The 20,313-nt window shown below is 58.4% G+C and carries 18 protein-coding genes; 2 read left to right on the top strand and 16 right to left on the bottom strand.

Features of this window, described 5'->3' with window-relative positions:
• Nucleotides 1-106 precede the first annotated feature (106 nt).
• From OL236_RS02465 to OL236_RS02420, 10 genes are all read right to left on the bottom strand, one after another.
• Entirely contained in the window at nt 107-2,053 is a 1,947-nt protein-coding gene (locus OL236_RS02465; protein ID WP_265071181.1) for a TRAP transporter permease, read from the bottom strand.
• A complete protein-coding gene (locus OL236_RS02460) occupies nt 2,050-2,583 on the bottom strand; it encodes a DUF1850 domain-containing protein (protein WP_265071180.1) in 534 nt (177 codons plus the stop codon). Before OL236_RS02460 ends, OL236_RS02465 begins: the two co-directional genes overlap by 4 nt.
• On the bottom strand, nt 2,584-3,543 hold the full coding sequence (locus OL236_RS02455) for a TAXI family TRAP transporter solute-binding subunit (RefSeq protein ID WP_009646419.1): 960 nt from the start codon (nt 3,541-3,543) through the stop codon (nt 2,584-2,586). It lies immediately after the preceding gene.
• 136 nt (nt 3,544-3,679) lie between these two features.
• Nucleotides 3,680-4,420: a tRNA threonylcarbamoyladenosine dehydratase gene (locus tag OL236_RS02450; RefSeq protein WP_265071179.1), complete on the bottom strand. Its 741-nt coding sequence runs from the start codon at nt 4,418-4,420 to the stop codon at nt 3,680-3,682.
• 69 nt (nt 4,421-4,489) lie between these two features.
• Nucleotides 4,490-5,629 (bottom strand): cell division protein FtsZ, encoded by a 1,140-nt coding sequence (gene ftsZ / locus OL236_RS02445; protein ID WP_265071178.1) that lies wholly within the window; start codon nt 5,627-5,629, stop codon nt 4,490-4,492.
• Between the two features lie 110 nt (nt 5,630-5,739).
• Nucleotides 5,740-6,660 carry a DMT family transporter gene (locus tag OL236_RS02440; protein WP_265071771.1) on the bottom strand — a complete coding sequence of 307 codons (921 nt, stop codon included), beginning with the start codon at nt 6,658-6,660 and terminating at the stop codon, nt 5,740-5,742.
• A 40-nt stretch (nt 6,661-6,700) separates the two neighbouring features.
• On the bottom strand, nt 6,701-7,606 hold the full coding sequence (locus OL236_RS02435; RefSeq protein ID WP_265071177.1) for a DUF2156 domain-containing protein: 906 nt from the start codon (nt 7,604-7,606) through the stop codon (nt 6,701-6,703).
• Nucleotides 7,607-7,984: 378 nt separating this feature from the next.
• Nucleotides 7,985-8,518 carry an acyl-CoA thioesterase gene (locus OL236_RS02430; protein ID WP_009646479.1) on the bottom strand — a complete coding sequence of 178 codons (534 nt, stop codon included), beginning with the start codon at nt 8,516-8,518 and terminating at the stop codon, nt 7,985-7,987.
• Between the two features lie 88 nt (nt 8,519-8,606).
• On the bottom strand, nt 8,607-12,392 hold the full coding sequence (locus OL236_RS02425; protein WP_037370265.1) for a phosphoribosylformylglycinamidine synthase: 3,786 nt from the start codon (nt 12,390-12,392) through the stop codon (nt 8,607-8,609).
• Between the two features lie 51 nt (nt 12,393-12,443).
• Nucleotides 12,444-12,926, bottom strand: coding sequence for a YhcH/YjgK/YiaL family protein (locus tag OL236_RS02420; RefSeq protein ID WP_009646435.1), 483 nt, complete (start codon nt 12,924-12,926; stop codon nt 12,444-12,446).
• A 174-nt stretch (nt 12,927-13,100) separates the two neighbouring features.
• Between OL236_RS02420 and OL236_RS02415 the strand changes: the two genes are divergently transcribed.
• Both OL236_RS02415 and OL236_RS02410 read left to right on the top strand, forming a co-directional pair.
• On the top strand, nt 13,101-13,580 hold the full coding sequence (locus OL236_RS02415) for an Lrp/AsnC family transcriptional regulator (RefSeq protein ID WP_009646370.1): 480 nt from the start codon (nt 13,101-13,103) through the stop codon (nt 13,578-13,580).
• On the top strand, nt 13,577-14,752 hold the full coding sequence (locus tag OL236_RS02410; RefSeq protein WP_006191462.1) for an aminotransferase class I/II-fold pyridoxal phosphate-dependent enzyme: 1,176 nt from the start codon (nt 13,577-13,579) through the stop codon (nt 14,750-14,752). Before OL236_RS02415 ends, OL236_RS02410 begins: the two co-directional genes overlap by 4 nt.
• A 79-nt stretch (nt 14,753-14,831) precedes the next feature.
• Here OL236_RS02410 and OL236_RS02405 read toward each other — a convergent pair whose 3' ends face one another.
• The 6 genes from OL236_RS02405 to OL236_RS02380 all read right to left on the bottom strand — a co-directional run bounded on the left by OL236_RS02405 (nt 14,832) and on the right by OL236_RS02380 (nt 20,302).
• Nucleotides 14,832-15,050, bottom strand: coding sequence for a hypothetical protein (locus OL236_RS02405; RefSeq protein ID WP_006192315.1), 219 nt, complete (start codon nt 15,048-15,050; stop codon nt 14,832-14,834).
• A 152-nt stretch (nt 15,051-15,202) separates the two neighbouring features.
• On the bottom strand, nt 15,203-17,221 hold the full coding sequence (locus tag OL236_RS02400; RefSeq protein ID WP_009646449.1) for an OPT family oligopeptide transporter: 2,019 nt from the start codon (nt 17,219-17,221) through the stop codon (nt 15,203-15,205).
• A 209-nt stretch (nt 17,222-17,430) separates the two neighbouring features.
• Complete coding sequence (locus OL236_RS02395) at nt 17,431-17,694, bottom strand: Txe/YoeB family addiction module toxin (RefSeq protein ID WP_009646454.1); 264 nt, start codon at nt 17,692-17,694, stop codon at nt 17,431-17,433.
• Between the two features lie 2 nt (nt 17,695-17,696).
• On the bottom strand, nt 17,697-17,948 hold the full coding sequence (locus tag OL236_RS02390) for a type II toxin-antitoxin system RelB/DinJ family antitoxin (RefSeq protein WP_009646431.1): 252 nt from the start codon (nt 17,946-17,948) through the stop codon (nt 17,697-17,699).
• A gap of 23 nt (nt 17,949-17,971) precedes the next feature.
• Entirely contained in the window at nt 17,972-19,141 is a 1,170-nt protein-coding gene (locus OL236_RS02385) for a S41 family peptidase (RefSeq protein ID WP_369791801.1), read from the bottom strand.
• Between the two features lie 15 nt (nt 19,142-19,156).
• Entirely contained in the window at nt 19,157-20,302 is a 1,146-nt protein-coding gene (locus OL236_RS02380) for a murein hydrolase activator EnvC family protein (protein ID WP_265071176.1), read from the bottom strand.
• Nucleotides 20,303-20,313: the final 11 nt, after the last annotated feature.

Raw genomic sequence — 20,313 nt, 5'->3', positions numbered from 1 at the left:
TTCCGACCAAAGAAAAAGCCTCCGACGCCGGAATGGCAATCGAAGGCTTTGAGATGTACAGACCTCACTTATCAACGCTTTTTCGCTCTATTCGCGATTCCCTTCCTCAGCCAAGGCTGCTCGCCTCCGCTTTGCTGCGCCTCTGCTGGAAGAAGAGCACGGACGCCAGGAGAAGGAATCCCACGAGATCGGTCACAAGTCCTGGTTGAATCATCAAAAGACCGCCGACGAACAGCATAACGCGCTCAAGTCCGTTCAACGGCTTCACGAGGCAGCCGATCATCGATGCGCTCAAACCGACCATGCCGATGACCGAGGTCACGAGCACAGTGATGAGCGATATGGGTGTCGCATCGATCATGAGGACGACGGGCGACAGCACGAAGATGTACGGAATGATGAAGGCGGCGATCGCGAGCTTCGAGGCATTGATGCCCGTCTTCAGCGGCTTGCCGCCGCTGATGGCAGACCCAGCGAAGGCGGCGAGAGCCACGGGAGGCGTCACGTCGGCGATGATACCAAAGTAGAAGACGAACATGTGCGCCGCGAGCACGGGCACGCCCATCTGGACGAGCGCGGGAGCGGCAATCGTCGAGGTGATGACGTAGTTCGCCGTCGTCGGCACGCCCATGCCGAGGATGATCGACGTAATCATCGTGAAGAACATCGTCGGCAAAAGCATGCCGCCCGAAAGATCGAGCAGAGCCGACGCGAGCTTTAGGCCCACCCCTGTCTTCGTCACGACGCCGATGATGATGCCCGCTGAAGCGCAGGCGACGAGGACACCGAGGACGTTTCGCGCACCGTTTTCAAGACCGCGCACGATCTCTACGGGCTTCATGCGCGTCGACTTGCGCAAAGACGAGGCCGCGATGGCGAGCACGATCGCCCACAGAGCCGCACGCATCGGCGTGAAGCCCGAGACGAGCAGATAGATGATGACGATGAGAGGAATCGCGAGATGGCCACGCTCCTTCAGAATCTCCCACGGCTTGGGCAGTTCGCTTCGCGGCACGCCCTTGAGATTGCTGCGGCGCGCCTCAAAGTGGACGCCGAGCCAGATGCCGAGGAAGTAGAGGAGTGCAGGAATCGTCGCCGCTTTGACGACGTCGAAGTACGGCACGCCGACGAACTCCGCCATGAGGAACGCCGCCGCTCCCATGACAGGCGGCATGAGCTGTCCGCCCGTCGAAGCCGCCGCTTCGACCGCGCCCGCGAAGTTGCGCTCATAGCCAAGCTTCTTCATCATGGGAATCGTGAAGGCTCCCGTGCCCGCGACGTTGGCGACCGAGCTGCCCGAGACTGTACCCATGAGGCCGCTCGAAAGCACGGCGACCTTCGCCGGGCCGCCGCGCGCCCAGCCCGCCACGGCATTCGCAAGGTCGATGAAGAACTTGCCGAGCCCCGTCGACTCCAGGTAGGCACCGAAAAGGATGAAAAGGAAAATGAAGGTCGAGGACACGCCGAGCGGTATGCCGAACACGCCCTCCGTCGTGAAGAAGAGATGCGAGACGAGCTGGTCGAGATTCAGTCCGCGATGTGCGAGAACGCCCGGAAGGTACGGCCCTGCGAATGCATAGGCGAGGAAAAAGAGCACGACGCAGACCATCGGCATGCCGACGACGCGGCGCGTCGCCTCGATGACGAGCACGATGCCGATGAGACCTACGACGAGATCAAGCGAATTGACCGTTCCCGCACGCATCACGAGGCTTCGATAGGCGAAGATGATGTAGGCGGGAGCGCCCGCACCCAAGATGGCGAGGACGACATCGACGGCATGCACCTTCTCGCGCGACCAGCCCTGCCGCATGGGGAAGAGCAGATAGACGAGCGTCAGGCCGAAGCCCAGATGAACGGCACGCTGCAGCTGCGCATCGAGCACGCCGAAGACCGCCGTATAGATTTGAAAGAGGGAAAACGCGATGGCGAGAACCGCCACGACCTTCGCCATGAATCCCTTGTGCTCGATGACGTCGGATTCCTTATCGTATTTTTTCAGAACTTCTTTTGCAAGTTCCTCATGCTTCTTGTCCGGCATGATGAACATCATTCCTTTCCTGCCGCAGCAGCGGCTCCAAGCTCCTTGCCGAAGAGCTTCTCCATGCCCCAGCGCCACGGGGCGATGACTGTGAGGTCGACGCGGCTTCCTGCCGGAAGCTTTTCAAAAAGCTTCTCCTCCGTGCCGTCGAGCACGAGCGTCAATTCCGTTCCCACCCCCGTGCGCAGAGAAAGACGCGGGAAGCGGCGCTCCATGCCGTCCATGACGAAAAAGTCGCCTTCCGCGCGGAACTCGCCCTCGCTCGCGAGGAACGGCAGCCCCACGCCGAACGATTGGTAGCGCGTCTTGTCGAGCACGAAGCCCGAAACTTCGTCATCCACGCGCAGGTCTTCCTCCACGGGCGTCTTCTGCACCGAATGGATGAAGCGAATCACGACAGGCATCCCCGCGTACGCTTTTTCCGCATAAAGGAGCGCCCCCTGCTCGCTTTCCACGACGAGCAGGGGGCGTGCCAAGAAATCTGCAAGCGCCGCGAGCACGAGAGCCGCAAAGAAGAGCCTCACACCCAGCCGCTTCTTCATTTATTCCTTGTAGTAGCGCTCTGCGCCGGCATTCAACTCAATGGACATGCCGTCCTTCGCGCTCTCCTTCGTAATCTGCTTCGCCGCCGAATGCGCCGCCTGCAGCTTCTCGATATTGTCGAAAAGCGCCTTCGTGATGTCGTAGCCGAGCTTCTCGTCCACCTTGTCCGTCGCAACGAGCATCGCCATGACGGAGATTCCCGGGACTTCTTCATCGAAGCCCGCATAGGTACCCGCCGGAATCTTCGTCTTCGTGTAGAACGGGTACTTTGCGATCAAGGCGTCCGCCTTGTCCGCCTCGATCGGCAGGAGACGCACCTTGTTCTGCGACGTGATGTCCTGCACCGCCGCCGTCGGGAATCCTGCCGTGACGAAAGCCGCGTCGACGTTGCCGTCCTTCAGGGCGCTTGCCGCCTCGCCGAAGGACAGGAACTGCTCATCGATATCATCATACGTGATGCCGTACGCCTCAAGAATCTGACGCGCATTGGCCTCCGCACCACTGCCCGCCGCACCGACGGCGACGCGCTTGCCCTTGAGGTCGGCAATGCTCTTGATGCCCGTCGACTCAAGCGTGACGATCTGGCATGTCTCGGGGTAGAGCGCTGCGATGCCGCGCAGGTTCTCGACCTTCTTGTCCTTGAACATCTCCGTGCCGTTCACGGCATAATAGGTGATGTCGTTCTGCACGATGGCGAGATCGACCGAGCCTTCCTTCAGCATGTTGATGTTCGCGACCGTCGCGCCCGTGGACTGCGCACTCGCATTCATGCCGGGAATCGCCTTGTTCAGGATCTCCGCCATCGCGCCGCCGATCGGGTAATACGTACCCGCCGTGCCGCCCGTGGCGATGTTGATGAACTTGTTGCTTCCTGAGCCACCGCAGCCGACGAGGAGCAATGTGCCAAAAATCAGGAGCGCCGCCGCTGAGAGGATTCTCCCTAGTTTGCCCAAATGCATGGTTCATACCTCCTACAGATATAATTCTATTATATACTACGTATGCTATTATAACATATCTTGCATATCCATGCAAATTTTCCGTACAAATTACGCATCTACTTGCCTGCAGATACCACGCACACGAAATGACCACTCATTCCAATGCCAGTCCCGCAAGTTCGCGCACGACGACGCTCGCGAGTATGAGCCCGGCGACGGATGGCACGAAGGAGATGCTGCCCGGCGGCTGCTTGGAAAAAGCCTGCGCGCCTTTTTCTGCGCTTTCTTCTCGCAGCGCGAAGAGCGGCTTTCGCGGCTTTTCCTTGGAATAGACGACCTTCAGAGATTCCACGCCGCGCGATTTCAGCTCGCGGCGCATGACGCGCGCCAGAGGACACACGCTCGTTTCATAGATGTCGGCGACCTCGAACTTCGTCGGGTCGAGCTTGTTGCCCGCCCCCATGCTGCTCACGATGGGGATCGTCCGTTTCTTCGCCTCCATGACGAGCCCGATCTTACCCGCGATGGTGTCGATGGCATCAACGATGTAATCATAAGACCCGTGAAAAAAAAGACCTGCCCGCTCGGGCAGGAAGAAGTCCTCAATGATCTCGACCTCAGCAGCAGGGTTGATGTCCTCGATGCGCGCCTTCATGACCGCCGCCTTGCTGCGCCCGATCGTGCTGTAGAGCGCCGCAAGCTGACGATTGAGATTCGAGGCGGCGACCGCATCGTTGTCGATGAGCACGAGACGCCCTACGCCCGCGCGTGCGAGCGCCTCCGCCGCAAACGAGCCAACGCCGCCGATGCCAAAGACAGCGACACGAGCCGCCTTGAGTCGCACAAGTCCCGCCTCGCCGATGAGCATCGCCGTGCGGCAAAAGCGTTCCTCCATAAAAACTCGCTCCTCTCCAAGCAAACGTAGCTTCTCAGCTGCATGGATGCTGACGCATCGACGCACCGCTCACTTCTTCGGATGGAACGGATCGAACTTCGGCAGAGCGAAATCGCTGCGCGAGGCGAAGGCCGGAACCTTCTCTGTCGGCTGCTTCATGAAAGACGGCGGTTCCAAGGAGGCGATGCTCTCCGTCTTGAGCTTGCTTTCGGGCGCCTCCATGCGCTGCGCCTTCATGACGACGCCATCGACGAAGTCCGTCGCGATGATCGTCGCGCGGATCGTCTGTCCCATGGAAGAGTCGATGACCGTGCCAAGAATGATATTTACATCGGGGTGCGTGTTTTCCCGGATGTAATTCGTCGCCTCGCCCACGTCGTCGAGCGTCATGCGCTCGCTGCCACTGAGGTTCAGGATCAAGCCGCGTGCGCCCGTCAGAGATTTCTCGACGAGCGGGCTTTCCACTGCCTTCTGCACGGCCTCGATCGCACTCCTCTGGCTCTCGCCGATGCCGAGGAGCGCATCGCCGCTCTGGCTCTGCCGGAAGGTCGACGTGAGATCGGCGAAATCGACATTGATCTCGCCCGTCGTCAGAATCAATTCCGCGATGCAGTTGATCGCCTGACGGAGGACGTCGTCCGCCGCCTTGAACGCGTTGACGAGCGTCATGTGCTTGTTCTCGGGAAGCTTCATGAGGTTGTCGTTATGTACGACGATCAAGGCGTCAAGATTTCCCTGCATCTTTGCGATGCCCTCATTGGCGATGCGCTTCTTGCGCGCGCCCTCAAAGGAAAAGGGCACCGTCACGACGCCGACCGTCAGTATGCCCATGTCCTTGGCAATTTTTGCGACGACGGGCGCCGCGCCCGTGCCCGCGCCGCCGCCCATGCTCGCCGTGACAAATACGAGGTCGGCGCCCTTTAAAACTTCCTTGATTTTTGCCTCGTCGCCCTTCGCCGCTGCTTCCCCGAGATCCGCCACGCCGCCCGTGCCGAGCCCCTTCGTCAGCTCTCGTCCGATAGCGAGCGCCTTGATGCCCGCCTCTTCCATATAGGCAAGCTGCTTCGCATCCGTATTGATCGCGATCAGCTCCACATCAAGCTCGTTTCCCTCGGCTATACGCTCGATGACGCTGTTGCCACCGCCGCCCACGCCGATGATCTTTATCGTGACTACCGCTCTCTTGATCTTCGTATCATCCGTCATCATGGAAGCGGTTCCCCCTCTCTATGCCTCGCAGATCCATCCCTCTTTGTCAATTATCCACTTGCTTTTATTCGCCATTCTTCTCGCCATTCCTGCAAAAAGAGGGAAAATGCTTAATTCGTCCCGTTCTCCTCCTCTGTTTGAGGACGTTTCATCCCGCGAACTCCCGCAAGCTGCGCGAGGAGCATGCCCGCAAGCATCAAGGTGCAGCCGGAAAGCTCGGCAGCGCTCATCGACTCACCGAGGAGGATTGCGCCCGAAAGCGCTCCGAACACGGACTCAAGGCTCATGATGACGGCCGCCAAGGCAGGCTCAGCGTACTGCTGTCCGACGATCTGCAGCGTAAAGGCGACGCCCGAGCTCATGATCCCTGCATAGAGGATCGCCGTCGCCGCGCCCTCGATGCCCGCGACGGTCGGCTGCTCGAAGAGAAAAGCGAGCGCCAGACTCGCACAGGCGCAGACGAAGAGCTGCGCGAGGGAAAGCTCCACCGCATCGACGAAGGACGCGAAGCGGCCGACGCAGAGGATGTGCATCGTCCAGAGGAGCGAACTTCCCACCATGATCGCATCGCCGTAAGAGAGGGAAAAGCCATCCTTCATCGAGAGGAGATAAAGTCCGCTGAGCGCCAAAACCGCGCCGCCCCAATGAAGCGGACGGATGCGGCTGCCGAAAAATACGGCGGCAAGCGGCACGAGGACGAGATAAAGGCATGTGATGAACGCCGTCTTTCCCACCGTCGTATACTGCATGCCCACCTGCTGCGATGTCGTCCCCAGGAAGAGGATCACGCCCACGAGAGCGCCCGCCTTAAAGCCCGGACGATACGTACCCGCCGCCTTCGCCGCGCGTCTTTTGGGCGCGAAAAAGAGCCACAGGAGAAAGACGACGGGGACAGCGACGACATAGCGTGCCGCACCATATGTGAAAGGACCGATGCCCTCCATGCCGACGGACTGAGCGACAAATGTCGTACCCCAGATGAAGGCGGCGACAAAGAGTGCCAAGCTGCCGCGCAAACGCACAGGTCTCACCACACTTTCTTAGAGAAGTCATGACAATTTCAGTGCTTCTTCATCTCATCCAAGCATTGAACTTCTCAATGAGCTTAACGGGCTTGTACGACTCCTTCGCCTGTCGAAGCCCCTCGATGCCCATGTCCTCCTCGCGGTTGATGTACGTCATATCGGACCACGCGTGCTCAACGAACGCCTGATTGATCGCAGGGTACGCGCCGCGCACTTCGGGATCTGCCTTTTCCACATGGATGACCGCCGTGTCGTCGTTGAGCTGCTCGCCGAAGGTGAAGGCGACGACGCGCTGTCCGATGAGGATCGCACCGCCCTTGAGCTGAAAATCCTCGAAGTTGTTCAAGACCTCGATGATCGCCTGACGCTCAAGCGCGATGAACGGATCGTCGGGAGCTTCCTGCGCATGCTGCTTGTACCAGCTGTTGATCGTCAGCTTGCATTGCGTGACGATCTCATCCGTAATGGGCTGATACTCGGCCTCGGGATAATTTTTGCGGAAGCTGTTCAGATGGTTCTTCTTCGAATGGAACTTGCGTCCTGCCAGCTTTATCAGATCGTCGGCGAGGTAGACATAGTCAAAGTTGTTGCGGTCAGACTCGACAGCAAAGGCCGCGCCCTCGTAATTTTCAAGGATGTCCGCAAAGGAGCGCTCGACGCCCGAAAAGCGTACGGGCTTTCCCTGCGCCTTAAAGTAGTCGATGAAGCGTCCGACGGCAGCCGCCATCTTCTCCTCCGGGCCGAAAGGCTGCATGGCGAATTCTCTCCCCTCCCACTCAGCCTTCATATAAAGCACATCGTCTTCCTTCACCCACATGATCTTGTACGGTTCGTGCCACATGTAGAGGTTCGTAAAATTGAAGTGCGAATTCTCATAGTAACGCGCCCGAAAAAAACAGTCGAGCAGCGGCTTGTCCTCTTTTTGCAAAACCTTGAAATCTATGATGCTCATTCCTCTCTCGCTCAGTCACCAAGGTTCTGCGAACAAGAAGCGTGCGCCTTTTTCTCGCATGAACTCCCGCTGCAAAACCTCACGATTCAGCAATTTTCTTGCCCTGTTGTCCTATCATTATATCAACTGTGTCAAGCAATTAACAATCCCTTCTATTTCAGTCGGAATTGTTAATTGCTTTTTAACTGCACTTGCCCCTTTCCTTTAATCTTACCATGCTATACTTTCCGTATCGAGCAGGAATCCAGCAGCCGGCTCGATGCCAGCGGCAACGGTGGCCCTTTCCACACTTCTGTGCCTCCCTGCTGCTTGAAAATCTAATTCTTTCTCTATCCCGAAAAAGAAGGGCTCGCCTTGCGGCTTGCCCTTCTTTTTTGTCTATTTCCCGTTGTCCTCAGACTTCCCCTGACCGCGCTTGACAATTCCCGCCGGCACTGCCACTTTGCGTTTCTTGCGCGCCTTGTGCTCCTCATAGCGTCGCTTTCCTTCCTCGAAAGCGACGCGCGCCTCTTCGGTATCAAGCTCCAGGGGCGGCACGGCTTTCGGCCGTGCGTTGCGGTCAAGCGCCACCATTGTGAAATACGCCGACAGGCCAAGCTGCGGCTCGCTGCCGTCATCGAGATCTTCGACGATAACATTGACGGCGATCTCCATAGAGCTGTGCCCAACGTAGACGACGTCCGCCGTCACGACGACGAGATCGCCGATGCGGATCGGCAGATGGAATTCCAGTTCATCGACGCGCGCCGTCACGACGTTCGAGCGCGCATAGCGCCGCGCCGCCGCGTAAGCCGCCGAATCCATGAGCTTCATGATCTCGCCGCCGTGGACGTTGCCGTTGGGGTTCGCCTGGCTCGGCATCATGACCTCGCTGATGACGATGCGGCTTTCCTGCATACTGAAATGCTTCATGTATTTCCTCCTATCAAAACTGCCGCACAAGCAAAAATAACTCATGCGGCAGTCTCATCTTCCTTATTACCTTTGCTTCGACACCATCTCAGCGGAAGAAACGCACACCTGCGTCGAAGAGTCCCTGATCCTTGTTGCCCGGAACGTTCTTCGAGATATTGTCGCCAACGCGCTCAGAGTGCCCCATCTTGCCGAGGATGCGGCCATTGGGGCTTGTGATCGCCTCGATCGCTTCCATCGAACCGTTCGGATTGAACGGCGATTCCATCGTCGGCTCGCCTGCATCGTCGACATACTGCGCCGCGATTTGCCCGCGTATGCGCATCCTCGCGATGACTTCCTTGTCGGCGACAAACCTTCCTTCACCGTGCGAGACAGGAATCGTATGAATATCGCCGACTGAGACGTTGTTGAACCACGGCGATAGGTTCGACATGATGCGTGTCTGCACCATGCACGAGACGTGTCTGCCGATCGTATTGCGCGTGAGCGTCGGAGACTCCGGATCAAGCGGCATGATCTTGCCGTAAGGAAGGAGGCCGAGCTTGACGAGCGCCTGGAAACCGTTGCAGATACCGAGGATCAGCCCCTCTCGCTTCTGCAGAAGTTCCATGATCGCCTCGGCGATGCGCGGATTTCTGAGCGTCGCCGCGATGAACTTGCCCGAGCCGTCCGGCTCGTCACCACCCGAGAAACCGCCCGGCAGCATGAGGATCTGCGCCTTGTTGATGCCCGAGGTGATCGCCTGCACCGATTCTTCGACCGTCTGCGGCGTGAGATTGCGAATGACGAGCGCATCGACTTCGCCACCCGCTTTCTCAAAGGCGCGCTGCGTCTCGTACTCGCAGTTGATGCCGGGGAAAACAGGCATGAAGATGCGTGGCTTCGTATAGCGATCGCTGGCTCGCTGACGCACGCCGCGGCGGAACGGCGCGGCTGCCGAGGCCGTCCTGCCCTTGCTGCTGACTGCCGCCGGGAAGATGCCGTCAAGCGCTCCCACATAAGACTCGCGAAGCTCATCGAGCGTCTGCACCATACCATTGCAAACGATGCTCGCAACCGTCGTCGTGCGCCCGAGGAGCGTCCACTTGACGCCGGCGAGCGCATCCGTCACGTTGACCGCCTCGCTCATCTCCAAGAGAATCGTACCGTAGGCGGGACGGAAGAGATCTTCGAACTTGATCGCGCCGGGCGCCGCCTTGAAACCGAGGCCGTTGCCCAGGCACATCTTCGTCAGAGCAGCCGCGATGCCGCCCCTGCCGACACTCGATGCCGAGAACACGCGGCGGCTCTGCATCAGAGCGTGCACGCGCTCATAGTTGCGGCGCAGGTTGGCAAAAACAGGCAGATCGTTCGCATCAATCGGCACTTCGACAGCATAGACCTTGCTGTTCGCGTACTTGAATTCGGCGGAAATCGCCTCGCTCGCTTTCATGACGTTGACGGCAAAGGCAACGACCGTAGGCGGCACATGGATGTTTTCAAACGTGCCCGACATCGAATCCTTGCCGCCGATGGCAGGCACGCGAAGCTCATGCTGCGCCCATAGTGCACCCAAAAGCGCCGCAAACGGCATGCCCCACTTCTCAGGATCCTTGCCAAGGCTCTCGAAGTACTCCTGCAAGGAGAGGCGCACCGTCGCCGCATCCGCGCCGAGCGCCACCATCTTCGTAACCGCCTCGACGATGGCATAGAGCGCACCGTGGAACGGACTCCACTCTGACAAGTACGGGTCGAAACCGAAGGTCATCGCCGTCGCCGTATCCGTTTCGCCCTTCTTCACGGGAATTTTCGCGACCATGCCCTGCTGCGGCGACAGCTGATCCTTACCGCCAAACGGCATCAGAACCGTGCCCGCGCCGACCGTAGAGTCAAAGCGCTCAGCAAGTCCCTTCTGACTGGCAACATTGAGATCGGCGAGGTTTGCATGCCATGCCGCCGTAAGGTCGCGCTGGTTCTTGACGACAGCAGGCGGCAGCTGGCGCAGATAGTTTGTCTCCACGTCGGGTGACTTCAAGGTTACGCGCGCATGCTGCTTGACGCCGTTCGTATCGAGGAATACACGCGCAAGGCTCACAATCTTCTGCCCGCGCCAGACCATCTCAAGCCTGCCTGTATCCGTGACCTGAGCGATCGGCGTCGCCTCGAGATTTTCGCGATCAGCGAACGCCGTGAGAACGGGTAGAGCCTCGGGACGCATGACGAGAGCCATGCGCTCCTGCGACTCGGAAATGGCAAGCTCCGTGCCGTCGAGTCCCTCGTACTTTTTCTTCACGGCATCGAGATCGATCGCCAAGGACGGCGCAAGTTCGCCGACGGCGACGGCGACGCCGCCCGCACCGAAGTCGTTGCAGCGCTTGATGAAACGGCTGACCTCGGGATGGCGGAAGAGGCGCTGAAGCTTGCGCTCCGTCGGCGCATTTCCCTTCTGCACCTCGGCGCCCGCCGTTGTCAAAGAAGCCTCCGTGTGTACCTTCGACGAGCCGGTCGCGCCGCCGCAGCCGTCGCGTCCCGTGCGGCCGCCGACCAAGACGACGACGTCGCCCGGCTCCGGCGTCTGGCGCACGACGTCCGCCTGCGGCACAGCGCCGATGACGGCGCCGATCTCCATGCGCTTCGCCATGTAGCCTTCATGGTAGAACTCATGCACCTCGCCCGTCGCAAGACCGATCTGGTTGCCGTAGGAGCTGAAGCCTGCCGCCGCCCCTTGCGTAATCTTCTTTTGCGGCAGCTTGCCCGGCAATGTATCGGCGATCTTGCCGCGTGGGTCGGCGGCGCCAGTCACACGCATCGCCTGATAGACGTAGGAACGCCCCGACAGGGGATCACGGATCGCACCGCCAAGGCACGTCGCCGCACCGCCAAACGGTTCAATTTCCGTCGGATGGTTGTGCGTCTCATTCTTGAACATCACGAGCCAATTTTCTTCCTTGCCGTCAATCTCCACAGGCACGACGATGCTGCACGCGTTGACCTCATCGGAAGCATCGAGATCTTCCAAAAGCCCCTGCTGACGCAGCGCCTTCATGCCGATGCACGCAAGATCCATCAAGGATACGTCCGCCTGCTTTCCCGCATGAATCTTCTCGCGGTCGAGCATGTAGAGCTTCACTGCCTGCGCAAGCATCGGTGCGTATTTGCCGTTGCCGAAGTCCACCTTGTCGATGACCGTCGTAAACGTCGTATGGCGGCAGTGATCAGACCAATACGTGTCGATGACGCGAAGCTCCGTGATCGTCGGCTCACGCTTCTCCGCCGAGGCAAAATACTTCTGGCAGAACTGCAGATCCTCCAGACTCATGGCAAAGCCGCGCTCTTTCAACAAATTTCCGAGCGCCGCCACATCCATGCGGCAGAATCCCGCAAGCGTCTCCACATCGGCAGGCTCTTCGATCTTCTCCGCGAGCGTCGCCGGCTTCTGCAAAGCGGCCTCGCGGCTTTCGACCTTGTTGATGCAGTACGCCTTAATCTTTGCCAAAAGATCTGCCGAAATCGTGCCGACGAGCACATAAACGATCGCCGTGCGAATTGTCGGACGCTCCTTCTGCGTCACAAGCTGCACGCACTGCGCCGCCGAATCAGCACGCTGGTCGTACTGCCCCGGCAGATACTCAACAGCGAACGCCTTCGACTCGGGAAAGTCGGGCAGTTTCTCCTCATAGACCGTATCGACGGGCGGCTCAACGAAGACGATGTCGCGCACCGCCTTGTATTCTTCGTCTGAAAGTCCCTCGATGTCGTAGCGAATGAAGATGCGCACTGCCTTGAGCTCCGTCGCCAAACGGAACGTCTCCGTCAGGTCGTCACAAAGCTGCTGCGCGGGAATGTCGAAATATCCCTGCCTCTTCTCTACAAAAAGTCTTCTTACACTCATGCCCACAAACCATCCTCTCTGGTCAGTTCCCTGATCTCTTCTTGCATCTTGTCAGTTCTTCATCAACTCCAAATCAATCTTCACGACGACCTTCGTCACGTCCGCTGGATACTCGTCGAGCACCGAAACGCCCGGGCGATGCACGTCCTCCGGATAGAGCACGGCATAGCTTCCCGCCTTGAGCAGGATGCTGCTCTCGGGAATCAGGGCGCGATAAAAGATGATGTCCCGCGCCTCATCGTAAGGCTCCATCTCCACGAGGTCGGGACTCATCGGACACCAGCCGAGAAACTCCTCGCCGTCTGCGACATACTGAACATCCACGAATTTTCGATGCGCCTCGGGAGCGCACTCTGCCTGCGGCCGCGTCGTATAGCGCGAAAGCAGCGCGAAGATCTTGTCGCCGTCAATCTCGTGACGCCCTTCTGGCATATTGCGGAAGTCCTGTGCGCGCAAGAAGGCAAGCGCTTTCATCAGAGCCGCCGAATATCCCTTCTGCTCATCCTTCGATACCCCGATGATGCCCGTCATCATAAGCAATCCTCCTTCGCTATAGGAAGCACAGACAAATTCAGCGCTTCCCCAAAAAAGCGATTGATTTCCCCATTTATTCTATGCTATTATCCTTTATAGCGTTTCTTTTATATTATATGATGAAAGACCAATATCCGCAAGTGCGCGAATTGGGGCAGAGAAGGAGAAATGACTATGCGCGAACTCTTGGAACTCTTGGAGCACGACGCCCGCCGTCCCATCGGCGAAATCGCTGCCGTGCTCAAGAAAAGCGAGTACGAGGTGGAAAAGGACATCCGGGGACTGGAGCAGGACAAGATCATCCTCAGCTACAACACCTTGATCAACTGGCAGAAATTTGGCGACGACACGGTCACGGCGATCATCGAGGTCAACCTCACGCCCGAGCGCGAAGTCGGCTTCGACGCCATCGCCGAGCGCATCTATCGCTTTGAAGAGGTGCGCACCGTCTACCTCATGAGCGGCAGCTTCGATCTCCTCGTCATCATCGAGGGAAAATCGCTGCAGGACGTCGCCAACTTCGTCGCGACGCGCCTCTCGACGATCGATGGCGTCACACAGACGCGCAGTCACTTCATGCTCAAGGCGTACAAGAAGGACGGCACGATCATCGACGACAAGGAGAAGGATCGCCGACTGGTGGTGTCGCCATGACGAACTGGAAGGAGCGCATCTCACCCGCCGTCCATGCCGTGCCGCCCTCAGGCATAAGAAAATACTTCGACATCGCCGCCGAGATGGAGGACGTCGTATCCTTGGGCGTCGGCGAACCGGACTTCATCACGCCGTGGTCGATCCGCGAAAGCTGTGTCCACGGGCTTGAGCAGGGCTACACCTCCTACACGGCAAACCGCGGCATGCTCGAACTGCGTGAAGAAATTGCCGCGCACTACGCGAGCCGCTACGGCATTTCCTATGAACCGGCAAAAGACATCCTCATCACCGTCGGCGTCAGCGAGGCGCTCGACATCGCCATGCGCGCCATACTCTCGCCCGGCGATGAAGTCTTGATTCCCGAGCCTTGCTACGTCTCCTACCAGGCCTGTGTGACATTTGCGGGCGGCAAGCCCGTACCCGTCGCCGCAAAACTCGAAAACGACTTCCGCATCACGCCCGAAGAACTTGAGCCGCACGTGACGAAGCGAACGAAGGCGCTTCTGATCGGCTACCCAAACAACCCGACGGGCGCCGTCATGGCGAAGGACGACCTTCAGAAGATCGCCGCCTTCGCCGAAAAGCACGATCTCATCGTCGTCTCCGACGAAATCTACGGCGACCTCACCTACGGCGGCATGGAACACACGGCGTTCTCCTCGCTGCCCGGCATGAAGGAGCGCACGATTCTCTTGAACGGCTTCTCCAAGGCCTACGCCATGACGGGCTGGCGCATCGGCTATGCGCTCGGCAACCCCGACTTCATTGCCGCTATGACGAAGATCCATCAGTACACGATGCTCTGCGCCCCCATCACGGCGCAAATCGCCGCCGTCGAAGCTCTGCGCCGCGGCGAGAAGTACATGAAAAAGATGGTCGCAGAATACGACCGCCGCCGCCGCCTCATCTACGATGGTTTCCAGAAACTCGGTCTTTCGTGCTTTGAGCCGAAAGGCGCCTTCTACATCTTTCCGAACATCACGTCGAGCGGCTACACGGATGAAGAATTTGCCGAAAACCTGCTCATCAAGGAGCACGTCGCCCTCGTCCCTGGCAGCGCCTTCGGCGAGAGCGGCAAGGGACATATCCGCTGTTCCTACGCGACTTCCATCGACAAGATCTCCGAAGCGCTCGCAAGGATCGGCAACTTCCTCAAGAATCATCGGAAATAAGAGACACAAAGCCCCGCTTGTGCGCCTTCTCTTTCGAGAGACGCTCAAGCGGGGCTTTTCCCATTATCCCGCAAAATCATCAAAAACCCTCCACCATCATACCCCCTGCCTCGCTGCGCGCTGCTGCACGCCTGCCCGCTGCCGAAATCTCCACGCTGTAAGCGTCCGACTCCGTACCGCGCAGAGGTTTCCTCGCCTCATGCGTCTCCTGCTTTTTCTCGCGCCGCGCTGTCTCTTCAAAAAAGGAAATCGGCGCAAGCGGCTTCACACGGTGCAGCCGTTCCACCTGGACATCCATTCGGAAAACCTCCTTCCATGAAAATTCTGAATGAACGAAGGTTCTGAATCCTCTTTCTACTTGCATTATATCACAGACGCCATCCGATGAAAAGACGAAGAGCTGCCACATCGACGAAATGTGGCAGCTTTTCTATGCTTTTTCGTTTGCTTTTATTTTCCCTTCGCGAGCACGACGCGGCTCAGGATGACGACCACGAGCGCGAAGACGGCGAGGCCGAGCATTTCCGCCGTGTCGGCGAAATCGGCACCGACGAGCGCCAGCGGGCTTTCGCTGCCGCCGCTCGATACGGATATGGCGATGAGTCCGGCGAGCGCGACGCCGACGATGGATTCGCCGACGATGAGTCCCGAGGCGAAGAGCGTACCGCGGCGGCGTGCCGCTTTGCCCTCTTCCGCCCCGCGATCTTTCAGCACCTTGTCGAGCACATAGCCAAGGACAGCGCCAATGACGAGCGGAGTCTGGATGCTCGGCGGCAGGTAGATGCCCATGCCAACGGCCAAAGGCGGCAGCATGAGATTCCTCGTCGTGCGGCGCAGGAAGAGATCGACGAGCACGATGACGACGCCGAGTCCGAGACCGATGTAGATGTACTCCCATGCGAGGTTGTTCGAGAAGATTCCCTCGGCGATCGTCTTCATGAGCACCGCCTGCGGCGCGGCAAGCGCCTGCGAAGGATCCATGCCCTCACGCGGCAAGGCGCCGACGAAGCCGTACGCCTCATAGAGGAGGTTCAGGACGGGCGCAATGACGAGTGCGCCGACGACGCAGCCAAGAAGAAGCGCGACCTGCTGACGCCACGGCGTCGCACCGACGAGCCAACCCGTCTTGAGGTCCTGCATATTGTCGTTCGAGATGCAGGCGATGGCGAGGATGATCGACGTCGTGAAAATAGCCGTCGCCGTCGCGAACTTCTCACCGCCCGGCAAATCGAAGATGCCGAACGAAGAGCAGAGCGCGTACATGACGAGCGAGGCGACGATGATGCCGAGGATGCCGATACCCGAGATCGGACTCGACGACGTGCCGACGAGGCCTGCCATGTAGGCGCAGGCAGCGGCGACGAAGAAGCCCATGAATACGGCAACGCCGACGCCGACGAGCGTGAAGGCGAGCACCTGACCACTTGGCAGTCCCTCCGGACTGACAAAGGCGTAGAATACAGCGAGCAGGCCGACGACTGTCAGCAGGAATACGAATCCGATGCTCTTCATCGACATGTCGATGTCCATGCGATGCCTGTCCTTGATCGTCTCGGGCATGCGCATGGCGGCAAGCGATTCCTTCATGCCGTCGATGACGGGACGCGCGAGCGTAATCAGCGTCCAGATGGCGGCGACGCCCATGGCGCCCGCGCCGATGAGGCGCACGCGCTCCTGATAGACGGCGGCAGCGAACTTCTGCATCGTCACGCCGTCGGGCGGCGTACTCGTGATCGTGTAGAAGGGAACGAAACCCGCCCAAGCGATGAGGATGCCGACGAGCATGGCAAGACCGCTCGCTATGCCGATGAGGTAGCCTGCACCGACGAGAGCCGACGAATAGCCGATAGGGAACTGCGTCATACCGCGCCCGACGGGAATCCAGACAGAAAGCGCACCCGACAGCACTTGAAAGCCGCTCGTGCAGAGCGCGATGACACCCGCGACGAAACTGCCCGACAGAATTTCCTTGAGCCCTGTGCCTTTGCCCTTGCCATCTTCATCATGCGCATTGACCTTCAGGATCTCCGCCGCCGCAACACCCTCGGGATAAGCGAGATCACTGTGCACGACCATGGCGCGGCGCAAGGGGATCGTAAAGAGCACGCCCAAGCAGCCGCCGCAAGCCGCGACGAGAAGCGTCTGCGTGAACTCGAAGCCGTGCCAGTAGCCGATCATGAGCATGCCCGGAATGATGAAGATGATCGCGGACAGGGTGCCGGCCGCCGAGGCCTGCGTCTGCACCATGTTGTTTTCCAGGATATTGGAATCCTTCGCCATCTTGAGGACGGCCATCGAGATGACAGCTGCCGGAATGGCGGACGAGAACGTCAGGCCGACCTTCAGCCCTAGGTAGACGTTCGATGCCGTAAAGATCACTGTCAATACGGCACCCAAGAGCATGCCGCGCACGGTAAGCTCAGGTAATCGCAGCTCATGCTGCATGAACTCATTGTGTTCATTTTTCATAGTATCGCTCCCTATAGTAATTTGCGCCCATGAAGCAGGCGAATGGATGCCTGTCTATTATAGCACATATTTATAGAACATATGGCAAAATTTATATAAAAATCGTAAAAATGAATCCATTTTCCTCATTTGTACCAAATAAGAAATCGCTGCGCAATTTGGCGCAGCGATTCATCATAATATCCATCTGTATCTCATACATGCCGCTCTTATTTGTCTCCATAGTGAGAACCGCATTGAGCAATCTCCAACACGCCATCGGATATTTGAAAGACAAGCCGATTCTTCTCATCGATGCGCACGCTGTAAAAGCCGCTCCAGTTGCCGCGCAAAGGCTCCGGTTTTCCTATACCGTCATACCCGTTTCGATCGATGTCCTTGATGAGATTATTGATCTTTTTCAGTGTTTTCTTATCCTTGGTTTGCCATTCGATATATTCAGCCCACGCCTCATCATGCCATATTTTTCGCACCGCTACACCTCAATGAGTTCATGCTCAGACACATTTCTTCCCGCTCTTATGTCTGCAATCCTCCGATCCAGAATCGCCGCATTTTCTGAAGACCAAAACGGCTCTGCCATGACTTCGAAAGGGATGCGCCTTTCTCTGCTGAGCCTTTTCAGGTAGATGTTGACTGCAGTAGACATGGACATCCCCATGTCTTCACACACCTGTTCTGCCTCCCGCTTCACATCATCATCAATGCTCAGACAAATCTGTGCCATAATCTCATCCCCCTTCTTCTTGATTATATTACATTTGCACCAATGCCGGCAAGCTTGTCCTTCATGACGTCGATTGCCTTCAAGAGCTGCACGTCCTGTGCACCGTCCGCCTGCGGCTCGACGCGAACGTCTGGCTCAATGCCCGTGCCGTCGATGCTTCTGCCCGACGGAGTGTAATACTTGGCAATCGTGAGCTTCAGTGCATCATCATCGTAGAGCGGTAAGATGACCTGCACGGAGCCTTTGCCATACGACGTCTGGCCGACGATCGTCGCCGCGCCCGTATCCTGCAGTGCGCCCGCGAGGATTTCGCTCGCCGAGGCGCTGTTGCCATCGATGAGCACGACGAGCGGATATTTCTCTTCCGAGAGCTCCGATTCATATTCTTCGCGTCTTCCGTCCTTCTGCACGACGGAGACGACCGGTCCCTTCGGTACAACCATATTGGCGATCGCCACACAGCTCGTCACAAGTCCGCCGGGGTTCTCGCGCAAGTCGATGATCATGCCCTTGACGCCTTCATTTTCCAGCGCATGATAGGCATCTTTGAACTCATCTGCCGTATGCTCGGAGAACGAAGCGATGCGGATGTAGCCGATGCCGTCCGTGTCGGGCAGCATTTGCCCTGCGACCGTATGCACCTGGATCGTCGCACGACGCACGACGTAGTCCTTGTCCTCTTCGCCTGCGCGGCGAACCCTGAGCGTCACTTCACTGCCGATCTCGCCGCGAATGTGCAGCACGACCTCTTCCGGCTCAATCTCGCTCGTCGGCACACCGTCGACGGCGATGATCTCATCGCCCGTCTTGATGCCCGCCGCCTCGCTCGGCGTCCCCTCCATGACGGAAATGACCGTGATCTTGTTGTCCTTGAAGCCCATGACGATGCCGACGCCGCCGAAGCTTCCCTCCGTATGCGAGCGCATGAGTTCGTACATCTTGGGATCGAGATAGATGGAATGGGGATCGTCAAGCGTCTTGACCATGCCCGAGATGGCGCCGTCGATGAGCTTCGTATAGTCGACGTCACGCACATACTGCGTCTCGATGAAGCGCAGAGCGCCGAAGAAGCGCAGGATATCCTTCGTCTTCTGATTATTGAACCCCATCAAGGCGTAGAATCCGAAGATCGTCGCGTTGAGCGTCACGACAGCCGTCGCGACGACGAGCAGGAAAACCGTTTTCTTTTTCAAAATATCCTCCACCTATCAAAGATACCCCATGGGGTCGACAGGTTCGCCGTCAACACGAACCTCGAAGTGGCAGTGCGGCCCTGTGGAATTCCCCGTCGAGCCGCATTCGGCGATCGCCTGTCCCTGCGAGACGCTTTGCCCTTCGCTGACAAGGAGCGCTTGGTTGTGCCCATAAAGCGTCGATATGCCGCCGCCGTGGTCGATGATGACGGCATAGCCATAGCCCGAAATCCAACCGGCATAAGAGACGATGCCCGCGCCGGCCGCATGAATCGTATCGCCGTAGTCGCCGCCGATGTCGATGCCCGAATGGAAGCGGCTCGCGCCCGTGATCGGATGGACGCGCCAGCCGAAGGGCGAGGTGATCGGCCCGCCAAGCGGCCAGTTGAGCGCTCCGCCGCCCGAAAGGGCGGGGGACGCCGGCTGATAGCGGCTGTTTCGGATCATCTGCTCGACTTCCTTGGATGCCGCAAGATTCTCGTTGATGATGCGTTCCTGCGTCGCGCGATCCGTTTCCATCTTGTCAATGATCGCCTGCTTTGCCGCCTGCTTCTTCTCCGCCTCTTTCTTACGGTCAGCAGCGGAGACGACGAGCTTTTCTTTCGCCGCCTTGTCCTTTTCCAATTCCTTCTGCGACGTCTCGATCGCAGTCTTTTCCGCAAACACGACCTGCACGAGGTCGTAGTCCTGCTGAATGACGCGCTTCAAGAGATCCATGCGCGTAAAGAAGTCCTGAAAATCCTTCGCGCCGAAGAGAACGTCGAGATAGTTGATCTGACCGTTGATGTAGATGTCGCGCACGCGCTTGGCGAGCTGGTCGCGTTTCACGGCAAAGTCCTTGTTCAATACCTTGAGCTTGTCTTCGTTCTCATCGATACGCTTCTCGGTCGCGTCAAGTTCCTTTCTCACATCCTTGTAGGCTTTCGTCGCCTCGTCTGCCGCCTCATCGACAACACGCTTCTCTTCGGAAAGCCCCTCGATCCTGGACTCGATCTCGTTCTTCTTCTTCTGCGCCTGCTCCGCCTTTTCGATATGCGCGTCGCGCTGCTCCTCCAAGGTCTCAGCCTGCGCGAGCGGCGCAAGCGTCATCAAGTAGACGGCAGAAAGAAGCGCCGCCGCCGCTTTCTTCCCCTTTTTTCCTCCTACGGGATAAAAAACCATGAGAAAAGCCT

Origin of the sequence: Selenomonas sputigena, from assembly GCF_026015965.1 — a bacterium.
GTDB lineage: Bacteria > Bacillota > Negativicutes > Selenomonadales > Selenomonadaceae > Selenomonas.
This window is presented reverse-complemented; position numbering and strand designations above follow the sequence as displayed.